14 protein-coding genes are annotated in these 14,858 nt (G+C 50.8%); 6 read left to right on the top strand and 8 right to left on the bottom strand.

The genetic code is table 11. The annotated features are described in order from the left end of the window. Positions 1 to 23 precede the first annotated feature (23 nt). From nagC to nagB, 3 genes are read right to left on the bottom strand one after another with little or no spacing between them, the layout of a single operon-like run. Positions 24 to 1,244, bottom strand: coding sequence for a DNA-binding transcriptional regulator NagC (gene nagC / locus AABJ99_RS16465; protein WP_000187590.1), 1,221 nt, complete (start codon positions 1,242 to 1,244; stop codon positions 24 to 26). An 8-nt stretch (positions 1,245 to 1,252) separates the two neighbouring features. Next, the gene (gene nagA, locus AABJ99_RS16460; RefSeq protein ID WP_338387381.1) at positions 1,253 to 2,401 is read right to left on the bottom strand and encodes an N-acetylglucosamine-6-phosphate deacetylase; all 1,149 of its coding nucleotides are present in this window, start codon (positions 2,399 to 2,401) and stop codon (positions 1,253 to 1,255) included. Between the two features lie 59 nt (positions 2,402 to 2,460). Continuing rightward, positions 2,461 to 3,261, bottom strand: a complete 801-nt coding sequence (gene nagB / locus AABJ99_RS16455; RefSeq protein WP_001237072.1) for a glucosamine-6-phosphate deaminase — start codon at positions 3,259 to 3,261, stop codon at positions 2,461 to 2,463. 332 nt (positions 3,262 to 3,593) lie between these two features. Between nagB and nagE the strand changes: the two genes are divergently transcribed. From nagE to chiQ, 4 genes are all read left to right on the top strand, one after another. Then, positions 3,594 to 5,540 (top strand): PTS N-acetyl glucosamine transporter subunit IIABC, encoded by a 1,947-nt coding sequence (gene nagE / locus AABJ99_RS16450; protein WP_001023131.1) that lies wholly within the window; start codon positions 3,594 to 3,596, stop codon positions 5,538 to 5,540. A gap of 267 nt (positions 5,541 to 5,807) precedes the next feature. After that, entirely contained in the window at positions 5,808 to 7,472 is a 1,665-nt protein-coding gene (gene glnS / locus AABJ99_RS16445) for a glutamine--tRNA ligase (RefSeq protein WP_039021216.1), read from the top strand. A 448-nt stretch (positions 7,473 to 7,920) separates the two neighbouring features. Further along, on the top strand, positions 7,921 to 9,327 hold the full coding sequence (gene chiP, locus AABJ99_RS16440) for a chitoporin ChiP (protein ID WP_039021217.1): 1,407 nt from the start codon (positions 7,921 to 7,923) through the stop codon (positions 9,325 to 9,327). A 49-nt stretch (positions 9,328 to 9,376) separates the two neighbouring features. Then, a complete protein-coding gene (gene chiQ / locus AABJ99_RS16435) occupies positions 9,377 to 9,703 on the top strand; it encodes a ChiQ/YbfN family lipoprotein (RefSeq protein WP_000733592.1) in 327 nt (108 codons plus the stop codon). A gap of 83 nt (positions 9,704 to 9,786) precedes the next feature. Here chiQ and fur read toward each other — a convergent pair whose 3' ends face one another. The 5 genes from fur to ybfF all read right to left on the bottom strand — a co-directional run bounded on the left by fur (position 9,787) and on the right by ybfF (position 12,389). Further along, positions 9,787 to 10,233, bottom strand: a complete 447-nt coding sequence (gene fur / locus AABJ99_RS16430; protein WP_000131702.1) for a ferric iron uptake transcriptional regulator — start codon at positions 10,231 to 10,233, stop codon at positions 9,787 to 9,789. Further along, on the bottom strand, positions 10,226 to 10,312 hold the full coding sequence (gene uof / locus AABJ99_RS16425) for a fur leader peptide (protein WP_001406816.1): 87 nt from the start codon (positions 10,310 to 10,312) through the stop codon (positions 10,226 to 10,228). Before uof ends, fur begins: the two co-directional genes overlap by 8 nt. A gap of 209 nt (positions 10,313 to 10,521) precedes the next feature. Next, positions 10,522 to 11,052, bottom strand: coding sequence for a flavodoxin FldA (gene fldA, locus AABJ99_RS16420; protein ID WP_001018618.1), 531 nt, complete (start codon positions 11,050 to 11,052; stop codon positions 10,522 to 10,524). Between the two features lie 139 nt (positions 11,053 to 11,191). Continuing rightward, the gene (gene ybfE, locus AABJ99_RS16415) at positions 11,192 to 11,485 is read right to left on the bottom strand and encodes a LexA regulated protein (protein ID WP_001300829.1); all 294 of its coding nucleotides are present in this window, start codon (positions 11,483 to 11,485) and stop codon (positions 11,192 to 11,194) included. Between the two features lie 139 nt (positions 11,486 to 11,624). Beyond that, positions 11,625 to 12,389: an esterase gene (gene ybfF / locus AABJ99_RS16410; protein ID WP_032302685.1), complete on the bottom strand. Its 765-nt coding sequence runs from the start codon at positions 12,387 to 12,389 to the stop codon at positions 11,625 to 11,627. A gap of 184 nt (positions 12,390 to 12,573) precedes the next feature. Here ybfF and seqA point away from each other — a divergent pair, with 184 nt between their 5' ends. After that, the gene (gene seqA, locus AABJ99_RS16405) at positions 12,574 to 13,119 is read left to right on the top strand and encodes a replication initiation negative regulator SeqA (protein ID WP_000848387.1); all 546 of its coding nucleotides are present in this window, start codon (positions 12,574 to 12,576) and stop codon (positions 13,117 to 13,119) included. 25 nt (positions 13,120 to 13,144) lie between these two features. After that, the gene (pgm, locus tag AABJ99_RS16400; protein WP_001295675.1) at positions 13,145 to 14,785 is read left to right on the top strand and encodes a phosphoglucomutase (alpha-D-glucose-1,6-bisphosphate-dependent); all 1,641 of its coding nucleotides are present in this window, start codon (positions 13,145 to 13,147) and stop codon (positions 14,783 to 14,785) included. Positions 14,786 to 14,858: the final 73 nt, after the last annotated feature.

Raw genomic sequence — 14,858 nt, 5'->3', positions numbered from 1 at the left:
ATAAGCGCCACTATAAAAGCACATTAATTTTCCAGCAAATGCTGGAGCAAAATACCGTTGAGCATGGCGCGTTTTACCAGCGCAAAAGCGCCGATTGCCGAGCGGTGATCCAGCTCAGAACGTACCACGGGCAGATTGGTGCGAAATGCCTTCAATGCCTGGGTATTAATGCAGCTTTCAATAGCAGGGAGCAGCACTTTATCGGCTTCGGTGATCTCACCAGCGATAACAATTTTTTGCGGATTAAATAAGTTGATAGCAATGGCGATGGTTTTACCCAGATGACGACCGACATACTCAATCACTTCCGACGCCAGACCGTCGCCTTTGTTCGCGGCTTTGCAGATAGTTTTGATGGTGCAGTCGTCCAGCGGCACGCGACTCTGGTAGCCCTGCTTTAACAGATTCAACACCCGCTGTTCAATGGCGGCGTTGGCAGCGATAGTTTCCAGACAACCGAAGTTGCCGCAGTGGCAGCGTTCACCCAACGGTTCGACCTGAATATGACCAATTTCACCGACGTTGCCGTTGCGGCCAATAAAAATGCGCCCATTAGAGATAATCCCGGCCCCGGTCCCGCGATGGACACGCACCAGAATGGAATCTTCGCAATCCTGACTTGCACCGAAGTAGTGCTCTGCCAGTGCCAGACTGCGGATATCGTGGCCGACAAAACAGGTCACTTTAAAACGTTCTTCCAGTGCTTCTACCAGTCCCCAGTTTTCTACCTGAATATGCGGCATGTAATGAATTTTGCCACTGTCCGGGTCAACAAGCCCTGGCAGGATCACGGAAATGGCGATCAGCTCGCGCAGTTTGCGCTGGTAGCTATCAATAAACTGAGCAATGGCATTCAGCAGGGCATGTTCCAGCGTTTGCTGAGTGCGTTCAGGCAACGGGTAATGTTCCTCTGCCAGCACTTTGCTACTGAGATCAAACAATGTGATGGTGGCGTCATGACGACCAAGCCGTACGCCGATTGCGTGGAAATTGCGGGTTTCGGTGACAATGGAGATAGCGCGGCGGCCCCCGGTGGAGGCCTGCTGATCAACTTCTTTGATCAGCCCGCGTTCGATAAGCTGACGCGTAATTTTTGTTACGCTGGCGGGGGCAAGCTGGCTTTGCTCGGCAATCTGAATCCGCGAGATTGGCCCGTACTGGTCAATCAGGCGATAAACCGCCGCGCTGTTAAGCTGTTTTACGAGATCAACATTACCTATCTGAGCTTGTCCGCCTGGTGTCATACTTTCTCTTATTGAGTTACGACCTCGTTACCGTTAACGATGGTCTTGGTGATTTTAAAATCAGGTGTGAATGCAGTCAGGTTGGCTACTTTACCAGCGGCGAGCGTGCCGAGACGTTTTTCAACGCCAATCGCACGCGCCGGATAGAGCGTCGCCATACGCAGCACTTCATCCAGTGCGATACCGCAATGTTCGACCAGATTACGCACGCCTTCAATCATGGTTAAGGATGAACCGCTTAACGTACCATTCTCATCCACACAAAGTCCGTTACGGTAGTATATTGTTTTACCCGCAAAAATGAACTGTTCAATGTTGGCACCGGCTGGCGCGGTGGCGTCGGTAACCAGACACAGTTTGTCGCCTTTCAGACGTTTAGCGTTGCGAATGTTGGTGTAATCAACATGCAGGCCATCAGCGATAATACCGCAATAAATGTCAGCTTCGTCGAGGATCGCACCCGCCAGACCCGGTTCACGACCGGTGATATAAGGCATCGCGTTATAGAGATGGGTGGCAAAGGTAATCCCCGCGCGGAAACCAGCTTTCGCTTCTTTTAACGTCGCGTTTGAGTGACCAGCAGACACTACAATCCCTGCATTTGCCAATTTGCTGACCACTTCTGCTGGAACCATTTCCGGTGCCAGCGTCACTTTGGTAATGACGTCGGCGTTCTCACACAGGAAATCGACCAGCGCGGCATCGGGCTTACGCACAAAATTCGGATTATGGGTGCCTTTTTTCACTAGGTTTAGCCACGGACCTTCCAGATGCAGACCTAACGCCTGATTCGAATGTTTTGCCAGGTACTCGCGCATTACGCGCACGCCCTGTTTCATCAGCTCGTCGCTGGTGGTGATAAGCGTCGGCAAATAGTTAGTACAGCCTGATTTCTCATTGGCTTTCTGCATGATTTCCAGCGTTTCTACGCTGACCGCTTCAGCAGTATCGTTAAACTGCACGCCGCCGCAGCCGTTTAACTGCACATCGATAAAACCGGGGGAGAGAATGGCCCCGTTCAGTGAACGTTGTTCGATCTCTGGCGGCAGTTCCGCTACCGGACAGACGCTTTTAATCAGGCCATCAGCGATAACAACCGCGTGGTCATCAAGAAATTCGTGACCGGTAAAGATCCGGCCCTGGGTTAATGCATACATTCTGACCCCCGATTTAAAAAAATATTGCCCTGAGCAATGCGTCAGGGCAGGGATAATAATTACAGACCTTTGATATTTTCTGCTTCTAACTCATTGAAATATCTTAAAGTCTTAACTTTCAGCTCCATGGTGGAAGGTTCATCGCACACCATGATGGCTTTCGGATGCAGTTGCAGACAGCTGATGGTCCACATGTGGTTCACGCAACCTTCAACGGCGGCTTGCAGCGCCAGTGCTTTCTGGCTGCCCAGCACCAGAATCATTACTTCTTCGGCATCCAACAATGTACCAACACCGACAGTCAGGGCATATTTTGGCACCTGATTGACATCGTTATCAAAGAAACGAGAGTTCGCGACGCGAGTGTCATGAGTCAGGGTTTTGATACGAGTACGAGAAGCCAGAGAAGACGCTGGTTCGTTAAATGCAATATGACCGTCGTTACCTACACCGCCCATAAACAGATGAATTTTTCCGTAAGAACGGATTTTTTCTTCATACTGGCGGCACTCGGCGTCGATATCCGGGGCGTTGCCGTTGAGAAGATTGATGTTTTCTGCTGGAATATCAACGTGATCGAAGAAGTTACGGTGCATAAAGCTGTAGTAGCTTTCCGGATGCTCTTTCGGCAGACCGACATATTCGTCCATGTTGAAGGTGACAACGTGCTTAAAGCTGACCTGGCCTGCTTTATGCATTTCGACTAACGCTTTATAGGTGGTCATCGGCGTGCCGCCAGTCGGCAGGCCCAGAACAAACGGACGATCGGCAGTCGGTTTGAACGCATTGATACGATTGACGATATGGCGAGCAGCCCATTTGCCGACCTGTTCAGCGGTAGTCAGGGGGATCAGTCTCATTATTCACCTCAGTAAGTAAAATGTAAGCCGTTGGCGGATTAGGCATCTTTAAGCGTAACCTGGATTTGCGCAGACAGGCGTCAATCCGACCTGATTTTTTGAATGATAAAATAAGTTTTCTGGTTTAGCCAGTAAAAGGGAGTGATGATAACGATATTTGGTGACAAAACTCACAAAAGACACGCGTTTAATTTGCGATACGAATTAAATTTTCACACACTCTGTAGCAGATGATCTAACAATCTGATTACAGAACATCGGCAGTACAATTTGCAGCAAAATAAAAATACGGCTTTAAACGAGCCAAATAGGGTTCTCGTAGGGGGAATAAGATGAATATTTTAGGTTTTTTCCAGCGACTCGGTAGGGCGTTACAGCTCCCTATCGCGGTGCTGCCGGTGGCGGCACTGTTGCTGCGATTCGGTCAGCCAGATTTACTTAACGTTGCGTTTATTGCCCAGGCGGGCGGTGCGATTTTTGATAACCTCGCATTAATCTTCGCCATCGGTGTGGCATCCAGCTGGTCGAAAGACAGCGCAGGTGCGGCGGCGCTGGCGGGTGCGGTCGGTTACTTTGTGTTAACCAAAGCGATGGTGACCATCAACCCAGAAATTAACATGGGTGTACTGGCGGGTATCATTACCGGTCTGGTCGGTGGTGCTGCCTATAACCGTTGGTCCGATATTAAACTGCCGGACTTCCTGAGCTTCTTCGGCGGCAAACGTTTTGTGCCGATCGCCACCGGCTTCTTCTGCCTGGTGCTGGCGGCCATTTTTGGTTACGTCTGGCCACCGGTACAGCACGCTATCCATGCAGGCGGCGAATGGATCGTTTCTGCGGGCGCGCTGGGTTCCGGTATCTTTGGTTTCATCAACCGTCTGCTGATCCCAACCGGTCTGCATCAGGTGCTGAACACCATCGCCTGGTTCCAGATTGGTGAATTCACCAACGCGGCGGGTACTGTTTTCCACGGCGACATTAACCGCTTCTATGCCGGTGACGGCACGGCGGGGATGTTCATGTCCGGCTTCTTCCCGATTATGATGTTCGGTCTGCCGGGTGCAGCGCTGGCGATGTACTTCGCAGCACCGAAAGAGCGTCGTCCGATGGTTGGCGGTATGCTGCTTTCTGTTGCTGTTACTGCGTTCCTGACCGGTGTGACTGAGCCGCTGGAATTCCTGTTCATGTTCCTTGCACCGCTGCTGTACCTCCTGCACGCACTGCTGACCGGTATCAGCCTGTTTGTGGCAACGCTGCTGGGTATCCACGCGGGCTTCTCCTTCTCTGCGGGGGCTATCGACTACGCGTTGATGTATAACCTGCCGGCCGCCAGCCAGAACGTCTGGATGCTGCTGGTGATGGGGGTTGTGTTCTTCGCTATCTACTTCGTGGTGTTCAGTGTGGTTATCCGCATGTTCAATCTGAAAACGCCGGGTCGCGAAGATAAAGAAGACGAGATCGTTACTGAAGAAGCCAACAGCAACACTGAAGAAGGTCTCAATCAACTGGCGACCAACTATATTGCTGCGGTTGGCGGCACTGACAACCTGAAAGCCATTGACGCCTGTATTACTCGTCTGCGCCTGACGGTGGCTGACTCAGCTCGCGTCAACGATGCGATGTGTAAACGTCTGGGTGCTTCTGGGGTGGTAAAACTGAACAAACAGACTATTCAGGTGATTGTTGGCGCGAAAGCGGAATCCATTGGCGATGCAATGAAGAAAGTCGTTGCCCGTGGTCCGGTAGCAGCCGCCTCTGCTGAAACTGCGCCTGCAACTACCGTGCCTGTAGCAAAACCGCAGGCCGTACCAAACGCGGTGTCTGTCGCGGAGCTGGTATCGCCGATTACCGGTGATGTTGTGGCGCTGGATCAGGTTCCTGACGAAGCATTTGCCAGCAAAGCGGTGGGTGACGGTGTGGCGGTGAAACCGACGGATAAAATCGTCGTATCGCCAGCCGCAGGGACAATCGTGAAAATCTTCAACACCAATCACGCGTTCTGCCTGGAAACCGAAAAAGGCGCTGAGATTGTCGTCCATATGGGTATCGACACCGTAGCGCTGGAAGGCAAAGGCTTTAAACGTCTGGTGGAAGAGGGGGCGCAAGTAAGCGCAGGGCAACCGATTCTGGAAATGGATCTGGATTACCTGAACGCTAACGCCCGTTCGATGATTAGCCCGGTGGTTTGCAGCAATATCGACGATTTCAGCGGCCTTATCATTAAAGCTCAGGGTCATGTTGTGGCGGGTCAAACGCCGCTGTATGAAATCAAAAAGTAATCTGCTTCATGCCTGATGCGACGCATGACGCGTCTTATCAGGCCTACAAAAGCTCAGTCCAGGTTGGATAAGACGCTTAAGCGTCGCATCCAACAATGACGCAGGACTGGCAAAAGCGGTGGAGATCTTCTCTGCCGCTTTTTTTTTCATCAATCATCCCCATAATCTCAGTGAGATTTTCGATTTTCACTAACTAACAGTTGTCAGCCTGTCCCGCTTATAAGATCATACGCCGTTATACGTTGTTTACGCTTTGAGGAATCCACGATGAGTGAGGCAGAAGCCCGCCCGACTAACTTTATCCGTCAGATCATCGATGAAGATCTGGCCAGTGGTAAGCACACCACAGTACACACCCGTTTCCCGCCGGAGCCGAATGGCTATCTGCATATTGGCCATGCGAAATCTATCTGCCTGAACTTCGGGATCGCCCAGGACTATAAAGGCCAGTGCAACCTGCGTTTCGACGACACTAACCCGGTAAAAGAAGATATCGAGTATGTCGATTCGATCAAAAACGACGTAGAGTGGTTAGGTTTTCACTGGTCTGGTAACGTCCGTTACTCCTCCGATTATTTTGATCAGCTCCACGCCTATGCTGTTGAACTGATCAATAAAGGCCTGGCGTATGTTGATGAGCTGACGCCGGAACAGATCCGCGAATACCGTGGCACCCTGACGCAGCCGGGTAAAAACAGCCCGTACCGCGACCGCAGCGTTGAAGAGAACCTGGCGCTGTTCGAGAAAATGCGTACCGGCGGTTTTGAAGAAGGTAAAGCCTGCCTGCGCGCGAAAATCGACATGGCTTCGCCGTTTATCGTGATGCGCGATCCGGTGCTGTACCGCATTAAGTTTGCTGAACACCACCAGACCGGTAACAAGTGGTGCATCTACCCGATGTACGACTTCACCCACTGCATCAGCGATGCGCTGGAAGGTATTACACACTCTCTGTGTACGCTGGAGTTCCAGGATAACCGTCGTCTGTATGACTGGGTACTGGACAACATCACCATTCCTGTTCATCCGCGCCAGTACGAATTCTCGCGCCTGAATCTGGAATACACCGTGATGTCCAAGCGTAAGCTGAACCTGCTGGTGACCGACAAGCACGTTGAAGGCTGGGATGACCCGCGTATGCCGACCATTTCCGGTCTGCGTCGTCGTGGTTACACTGCGGCTTCTATTCGTGAGTTCTGCAAACGCATCGGCGTGACCAAGCAGGACAACACCATTGAAATGGCGTCGCTGGAATCCTGCATCCGTGAAGATCTCAACGAAAACGCCCCGCGCGCAATGGCGGTTATCGATCCGGTGAAACTGGTTATCGAAAACTATCAGGGCGAAGGCGAAATGGTTACCATGCCGAACCATCCGAACAAACCGGAAATGGGGAGCCGTCAGGTGCCGTTTAGCGGTGAGATTTGGATCGATCGCGCCGATTTCCGCGAAGAAGCTAACAAGCAGTACAAGCGTCTGGTGCTGGGTAAAGAAGTGCGTCTGCGTAATGCTTACGTCATTAAGGCAGAACGCGTGGAGAAAGATGCCGAAGGTAATATCACCACCATCTTCTGTACTTATGACGCCGACACCTTAAGCAAAGATCCGGCAGATGGTCGTAAAGTGAAAGGCGTTATTCACTGGGTGAGCGCGGCACATGCGCTGCCGGTTGAAATCCGTTTGTATGATCGTCTGTTCAGCGTGCCTAACCCAGGTGCTGCGGATGATTTCCTGTCGGTGATTAACCCGGAATCGCTGGTGATCAAACAGGGCTTTGCTGAACCGTCGCTGAAAGATGCGGTTGCGGGTAAAGCATTCCAGTTTGAGCGTGAAGGTTATTTCTGCCTCGACAGCCGCCATTCTACGGCGGAAAAACCGGTATTTAACCGCACCGTTGGGCTGCGTGATACCTGGGCGAAAGTAGGCGAGTAATTTTAAGTTCTACCAGGCCGGGTGAGGCGTTTACGTCGCATCCGGCAAGAAATATGCAAACAATCCGAAACGCCGCGTTCTGCGGCGTTTTTTTCTGCTTTTCTTCGCGAATTAATTCCGCTTCGCAATTTATCCATAAAATAAATTTAAAGTCATAAAACATAATTAAATAAAATGTAAGCGCTTTCATCTTGCTGGAATTTCACGCTTTTATTCTTCTGCAAGCCTTTCAACCGCAAACTTAAGCCTTGTAACAAAAATCATCAAAATATGTGCGGTTGCTCATGTTCTTACATTCTGGTTACAGAAAGAGATTGATAATTCGCGTCGCGAAAAATAGTCTGTTCCTGTAGTCAGCGAGACTTTTCTCAACGCTACTTTTTTAATTTTTATTTTTTTCGCTGTTCACCTTTGGTGCAGCAATTTATACGTCAAAGAGGATTAACCCATGCGTACGTTTAGTGGCAAACGTAGTACGCTGGCGCTGGCTATCGCCGGTGTTACAGCAATGTCGGGCTTTATGGCAATGCCGGAGGCTCGCGCCGAAGGATTCATCGACGATTCAACCTTAACCGGCGGTATCTATTACTGGCAGCGTGAACGCGACCGTAAAGATGTTACCGACGGCGACAAATACAAAACCAACCTTTCTCACTCCACCTGGAACGCCAACCTCGATTTTCAGTCTGGTTATGCTGCTGATATGTTCGGCCTTGATATTGCTGCGTTTACGGCGATTGAAATGGCGGAAAACGGTGACAGCTCTCACCCGAATGAAATCGCGTTTTCAAAAAGCAATAAAGCCTATGACGAAGACTGGTCCGGCGATAAAAGCGGTATAAGCCTGTATAAAGCAGCGGCCAAATTTAAATACGGTCCGGTGTGGGCGCGGGCAGGTTATATTCAGCCAACCGGTCAGACGCTGTTAGCGCCGCACTGTAGCTTTATGCCGGGTACTTATCAGGGGGCGGAAGCGGGGGCGAATTTTGATTACGGCGATGCTGGTGCGTTGAGTTTCTCCTACATGTGGACCAACGAATATAAAGCGCCGTGGCATCTGGAAATGGATGAGTTTTATCAGAACGATAAAACCACCAAAGTTGATTATCTACACTCCCTTGGGGCGAAGTACGACTTCAAAAATAACTTCGTACTGGAAGCGGCGTTTGGTCAGGCGGAAGGGTATATTGATCAGTATTTTGCCAAAGCCAGCTATAAATTTGATATCGCCGGTAGCCCGTTAACCACCAGCTACCAGTTCTACGGTACGCGCGATAAAGTTGACGATCGCAGCGTCAACGACCTTTACGACGGCACTGCCTGGCTGCAGGCGTTGACCTTTGGTTACCGGGCGGCTGACGTAGTGGATTTGCGTCTGGAAGGCACCTGGGTTAAAGCCGACGGCCAGCAGGGATACTTCCTGCAACGTATGACTCCAACCTACGCTTCCTCGAACGGTCGCCTGGATATCTGGTGGGATAACCGTTCTGACTTCAACGCCAACGGCGAAAAAGCGGTCTTCTTCGGTGCGATGTATGACCTGAAAAACTGGAATCTTCCAGGCTTCGCCATCGGCGCTTCCTACGTTTACGCATGGGATGCTAAACCCGCTACCTGGCAGAGCAATCCGGATGCGTACTACGACAAGAACCGGACTATTGAAGAGTCTGCATACAGCCTGGATGCGGTCTACACCATTCAGGACGGTCGTGCTAAAGGCACGATGTTCAAACTGCACTTCACCGAATACGACAACCACTCCGACATCCCAAGCTGGGGCGGTGGTTACGGTAACATCTTCCAGGATGAGCGCGACGTGAAATTCATGGTAATCGCACCATTCACCATCTTCTGATGCCCGACGCGGCAGGTTTTGTGCCTGCCGCACGTTTGAGGTATTTGCAATGAAAAAACTGATTCTCATCGCCATGATGGCATCGGGGCTGGTGGCTTGTGCACAATCAACCGCGCCACAGGAAGACAGTCGTCTGAAAGAGGCATACAGCGCCTGTATCAACACCGCACAAGGTTCGCCGGAAAAAATTGAAGCCTGCCAGAGCGTGTTAAACGTGCTGAAGAAAGAGAAACAACATCAGCAGTTTGCCGACCAGGAAAGTGTACGCGTACTGGATTATCAGCAGTGTCTGCGTGCAACGCAAACCGGAAATGATCAGGCGGTGAAAGCCGATTGTGATAAAGTCTGGCAGGAAATTCGCAGTAATAACAAATAAGTGAGAGCTGTAACTCTCGCTTTTCTTATTTCCCTTGCATAAAAAAGCCAACCCGCAGGTTGGCTTTTCTCGTTCAGACTGGCTTATTTGCCTTCGTGCGCGTGCTCATCTTCGCGGCAATCGCCTTCGGCACAGTGACCGTAAAGATAGAGACTGTGGTTAGTCAGGCGAATGCCATGTTTTGCGGCAATTTCACGCTGACGCGCTTCGATGGAATCATCACTAAATTCGATAACCTTGCCGCAGTCGAGGCAGATCAGGTGATCGTGGTGATGTTGCTGTGTCAGTTCAAATACGGATTTACCGCCTTCAAAATTGTGGCGGGTGACGATACCAGCGTCGTCGAACTGGTTCAGTACGCGATATACCGTAGCCAGACCAATTTCTTCACCCATATCGATCAGACGTTTGTATAAATCTTCCGCACTGACGTGATGGTTGTCCGGCTCCTGAAGAACTTCCAGGATTTTCAAGCGAGGAAGCGTTACTTTCAGGCCAGCTTTCTTTAGGGCGGTATTGTTATCAGTCATGCGGAATCTGTCCTGTTACTAAGCGGTTCACTTCATTAGAAGAAGTGACAGAATTTGCTCTTGAGATAATGCGTATCATTATAGAATTGCCACGCCTAAATGAAAACCACAAGTCCCTGGCAAATATTGTTAATAAAAACGTGGCTCAGCTTACATTTACAACGGCAAGGCCACTTGAACACCGGAACATTGTACAGGTACAACGGCAAAAGTTACAAATTTGTAGCAATTATTTTGATTGGCATTATCTATTAATACGGCGTAGACATGAGTCTACGCCGTATTACATCAGGCATTGAGAATTTCGTCGAGATGCAGCTCTTCAGAAATCTGTTTAACCCATTTTTCTACACGTTCAGCGGTCAGTTCCGGCTGACGGTCTTCGTCGATAGCCAGACCGACAAAGTGGTCGTCATCTGCCAGACCTTTTGATGCTTCGAAATGGTAGCCCGCAGTTGGCCAGTGACCAACGATGGTTGCACCGCGCGGTTCAATGATGTCGCGGATGGTGCCCAATGCATCGCAGAAATATTCGGCGTAATCTTCCTGGTCGCCACAACCAAACAGCGCAACCAGTTTGCCATTGAAATCAATCTCTTCGAGAGTCGGGAAGAAGTCATCCCAGTCACACTGCGCTTCGCCGTAATACCAGGTTGGGATGCCCAGCAGCAGAATGTCATATGCTTCCAGATCTTCTTTGCTGCTTTTTGCAATGTCATGGACATCGGCAACGTCTTTACCAAGCTGTTTTTGAATCATTTTTGCGATATTTTCGGTATTACCGGTGTCGCTGCCGAAAAAGATGCCAGTGATAGCCATGAGTGAAATAACCTCTTGAAACTTATTGAAATGGGGGTGGAAAATTGCCCACGGATAAAGGCAATCATAGCAGAACAGGCAGTCTTGCGGAATCAGCAAACGAGCAGGACTGCACACTGTGCTACATGAAAGTGGAAATTTAAACGATGCCCTGACTACGCAGCGCCGCCAGTTGCTGCATTAACATCTCTTCGATCAGTTCGCTACGGCTCATATTGCGCGATTCCGCCAGCTCGTTCAGTGCCTCGACAGCTTCCGCGTTCAGCTTCAGTTCGACACGCTTAAGGCCACGTACTTTGTCGCGTTTTAGCTGGTTGCGTTTATTAATACGCAGCTGTTCATCGCGCGAAAGCGGATTAGTTTTCGGTCGTCCCGGTCGACGCTCGTGCGCGAACAGATCTAATGTCGTACGGTCCGTTTGTTCTTTGGCCATGATCTTGGTGACTTCGGGGGAAACAATCAGCCAGGCCTCTGCCCGGATGGATAGCGCGCCATAATACATCAGCGCGATGAGTCACGCCAACGCCCACGCGCGGAAAGCGACGCGGACGCTGGGTTTTTAATCAGTTACGTTAATCATTGAGATAGCGACGGATAGCGCGTAATACCGCATCCGGTTTTTCAGCATGGACCCAGTGACCCGCGCCAGCAATCACATGCGCTCGTGCCTGTGGAAATTGTGTCAGTAAATCATCACGATACTGCTCGCTAACATACGGAGAATTGCCGCCTGGGATAAACAGGGCAGGGTGATCCCATGCCGGGATTTTCTCCCAACCCACAATATGCGGATACTGATCCCACAATACTGGCACGTTAAAGCGCCACTCCCCGTCAACAAAAGATTTCAACAGAAACTGAATCACCCCTTCTTCATTAAGATGCTGGCGCATTATTGCCGCTGCTTGCTGGCGTGTTTGTGCGTCTGATTCACTGACTGCGTTGATGGCCGCGAAAATCTCATCATGACGGCGTACGTGATAGTCGACCGGCGCAATATCAATCGCCACCAGTTTATCGATGCGATCGGGGGCCAGTGCAGTCAGTGCCATCACCGCTTTACCGCCCATTGAGTGTCCAATAAATGTTGCCTTATCGATCTGCTGTGCATCCAGAGTGTCAACAAGATCCTGGGCCATCGCCGGGTAACTCATCACCGGATCTCTCGGGGAAAGACCGTGGTTACGCATATCAACCTGGATGATATTGTGATCGTTTACCAGATCGCGAGCCAGTACGCCAAGGTTGTCGAGGCTGCCAAACAGACCATGGACAAGAACGATGGGAGAATTATTGTGCTGGTTTTGTGCAGTTTGCGCGCGGATATTCAATTTCATGGCAAAGTTCTTTTTTTCGCGTTGTCGGGTTAGGGTATTATGTTGACCATTGTGCCACAGGGCTGCAACAAATAAGGTTTAATCCGAGTTTTTCTGCAAGCCAGGCTTGACGCTATCCGCTGCCGGGATTTATTCATATACTCCTGGCGACTTGTATTCAGCTAAGACACTGCACTGGATTAAGATGAAAACGATTGAAGTTGATGATGAACTCTACAGCTATATTGCCAGCCACACTAAGCATATCGGCGAGAGCGCATCCGACATTTTACGGCGTATGTTGAAATTTTCCGCCGCATCACAGCCTGCTGCTCCGGTGACGAAAGAGGTTCGCGTTGCGTCACCTGCTATCGTCGAAGCGAAGCCGGTCAAAACGATTAAAGACAAGGTTCGCGCAATGCGTGAACTTTTGCTTTCGGATGAATACGCAGAGCAAAAGCGAGCGGTCAATCGCTTCATGCTGCTGTTGTCTACACTATATTCTCTTGACGCCCAGGCGTTTGCCGAGGCCACGGAATCGTTGCACGGTCGTACACGCGTTTACTTTGCGGCAGATGAACAAACGCTGCTGAAAAATGGTAATCAGACCAAACCGAAACATGTGCCAGGCACGCCGTATTGGGTGATCACCAACACCAACACCGGCCGTAAATGCAGCATGATCGAACACATCATGCAGTCGATGCAATTCCCGGCGGAATTGATTGAGAAGGTTTGCGGAACTATCTAAAACGTTGCAGACAAAGGACAAAGCAATGGCAATCCACAATCGTGCAGGCCAACCTGCACAACAGAGTGATTTGATTAACGTCGCCCAACTGACGGCGCAATATTATGTACTGAAACCTGAAGCAGGGAATGCGGAGCACGCGGTGAAATTCGGTACTTCCGGTCACCGTGGCAGTGCAGCGCGCCACAGCTTTAACGAGCCGCATATTCTGGCGATCGCTCAGGCAATTGCTGAAGAACGTGCGAAAAACGGCATCACTGGCCCTTGCTATGTGGGTAAAGATACTCACGCCCTGTCCGAGCCTGCGTTCATTTCCGTACTGGAAGTGCTGGCAGCGAACGGCGTTGATGTCATTGTGCAGGAAAACAATGGCTTCACTCCGACGCCTGCCGTTTCCAATGCCATCCTGGTTCACAATAAAAAAGGTGGCCCGCTGGCAGACGGTATCGTGATTACACCGTCCCATAACCCGCCGGAAGATGGTGGTATCAAGTACAATCCGCCAAATGGTGGCCCGGCTGATACTAACGTCACCAAAGTGGTGGAAGACAGGGCCAACGCACTGATGGCCGATGGCCTGAAAGGTGTGAAGCGTATCTCCCTCGACGAAGCGATGGCATCCGGTCATGTGAAAGAGCAGGATCTGGTGCAGCCGTTTGTGGAAGGTCTGGCCGATATCGTTGATATGGCGGCGATTCAGAAAGCGGGCCTGACGCTGGGCGTTGATCCGCTGGGCGGTTCCGGTATCGAATACTGGAAGCGTATTGGCGAGTATTACAACCTTAACCTGACCATCGTTAACGATCAGGTCGATCAAACCTTCCGCTTTATGCACCTCGATAAAGACGGCGCGATCCGTATGGACTGTTCCTCCGAGTGTGCAATGGCGGGCCTGCTGGCACTGCGTGATAAGTTCGATCTGGCATTTGCTAACGACCCGGATTATGACCGTCACGGTATCGTCACTCCGGCAGGTTTGATGAATCCTAACCATTACCTGGCAGTGGCGATCAACTACCTGTTCCAGCATCGTCCGCAGTGGGGCAAAGATGTTGCTGTCGGTAAAACGCTGGTTTCTTCTGCGATGATCGACCGCGTGGTCAACGATTTGGGCCGTAAGCTGGTAGAAGTACCGGTAGGTTTCAAATGGTTTGTGGATGGTCTGTTCGACGGCAGCTTTGGCTTCGGCGGCGAAGAGAGCGCGGGGGCTTCCTTCCTGCGTTTCGATGGCACGCCGTGGTCTACTGATAAAGACGGTATCATTATGTGTCTGCTGGCGGCGGAAATCACTGCTGTTACCGGTAAGAACCCGCAGGAACACTACAACGAACTGGCAAAACGCTTTGGTGCGCCGAGCTACAACCGTTTGCAGGCAGCTGCGACTTCCGCACAAAAAGCGGCGCTGTCTAAGCTGTCTCCGGAAATGGTGAGCGCCAGCACCCTGGCAGGTGACCCGATCACCGCGCGCCTGACGGCGGCACCGGGCAACGGTGCTTCTATTGGCGGTCTGAAAGTGATGACTGACAACGGCTGGTTCGCCGCGCGTCCGTCAGGCACGGAAGACGCATACAAAATCTACTGCGAAAGCTTCCTCGGTGAAGAACATCGCAAGCAGATCGAGAAAGAAGCGGTTGAGATTGTTAGCGAAGTTCTGAAAAACGCGTAAACACATTAAATAAGAAAAAGGGCGATCGGAAGATCGCCCTTTTTACTTATGATAGCCTGATACGCTACGTTCA

It is taken from the genome of Escherichia coli, from assembly GCF_036503815.1.
GTDB lineage: Bacteria > Pseudomonadota > Gammaproteobacteria > Enterobacterales > Enterobacteriaceae > Escherichia > Escherichia coli_F.
The sequence above is the reverse complement of the archived record's forward strand: the minus strand, read 5'-3'. Positions and strand labels throughout refer to the sequence as shown.

What these genes read in the sequence shown, in the direction of transcription:
- seqA (WP_000848387.1), top strand. Translation starts at nt 12,574, where the DNA reads ATGAAAACGATTGAAGTTGATGATGAACTCTACAGCTATATTGCCAGC.
- fur (WP_000131702.1), bottom strand. Translation starts at nt 10,233, where the DNA reads ATGACTGATAACAATACCGCCCTAAAGAAAGCTGGCCTGAAAGTAACG.
- chiP (WP_039021217.1), top strand. Translation starts at nt 7,921, where the DNA reads ATGCGTACGTTTAGTGGCAAACGTAGTACGCTGGCGCTGGCTATCGCC.
- ybfE (WP_001300829.1), bottom strand. Translation starts at nt 11,485, where the DNA reads ATGGCCAAAGAACAAACGGACCGTACGACATTAGATCTGTTCGCGCAC.
- pgm (WP_001295675.1), top strand. Translation starts at nt 13,145, where the DNA reads ATGGCAATCCACAATCGTGCAGGCCAACCTGCACAACAGAGTGATTTG.
- nagC (WP_000187590.1), bottom strand. Translation starts at nt 1,244, where the DNA reads ATGACACCAGGCGGACAAGCTCAGATAGGTAATGTTGATCTCGTAAAA.
- fldA (WP_001018618.1), bottom strand. Translation starts at nt 11,052, where the DNA reads ATGGCTATCACTGGCATCTTTTTCGGCAGCGACACCGGTAATACCGAA.
- glnS (WP_039021216.1), top strand. Translation starts at nt 5,808, where the DNA reads ATGAGTGAGGCAGAAGCCCGCCCGACTAACTTTATCCGTCAGATCATC.
- nagA (WP_338387381.1), bottom strand. Translation starts at nt 2,401, where the DNA reads ATGTATGCATTAACCCAGGGCCGGATCTTTACCGGTCACGAATTTCTT.
- uof (WP_001406816.1), bottom strand. Translation starts at nt 10,312, where the DNA reads ATGATACGCATTATCTCAAGAGCAAATTCTGTCACTTCTTCTAATGAA.
- ybfF (WP_032302685.1), bottom strand. Translation starts at nt 12,389, where the DNA reads ATGAAATTGAATATCCGCGCGCAAACTGCACAAAACCAGCACAATAAT.
- chiQ (WP_000733592.1), top strand. Translation starts at nt 9,377, where the DNA reads ATGAAAAAACTGATTCTCATCGCCATGATGGCATCGGGGCTGGTGGCT.
- nagB (WP_001237072.1), bottom strand. Translation starts at nt 3,261, where the DNA reads ATGAGACTGATCCCCCTGACTACCGCTGAACAGGTCGGCAAATGGGCT.
- nagE (WP_001023131.1), top strand. Translation starts at nt 3,594, where the DNA reads ATGAATATTTTAGGTTTTTTCCAGCGACTCGGTAGGGCGTTACAGCTC.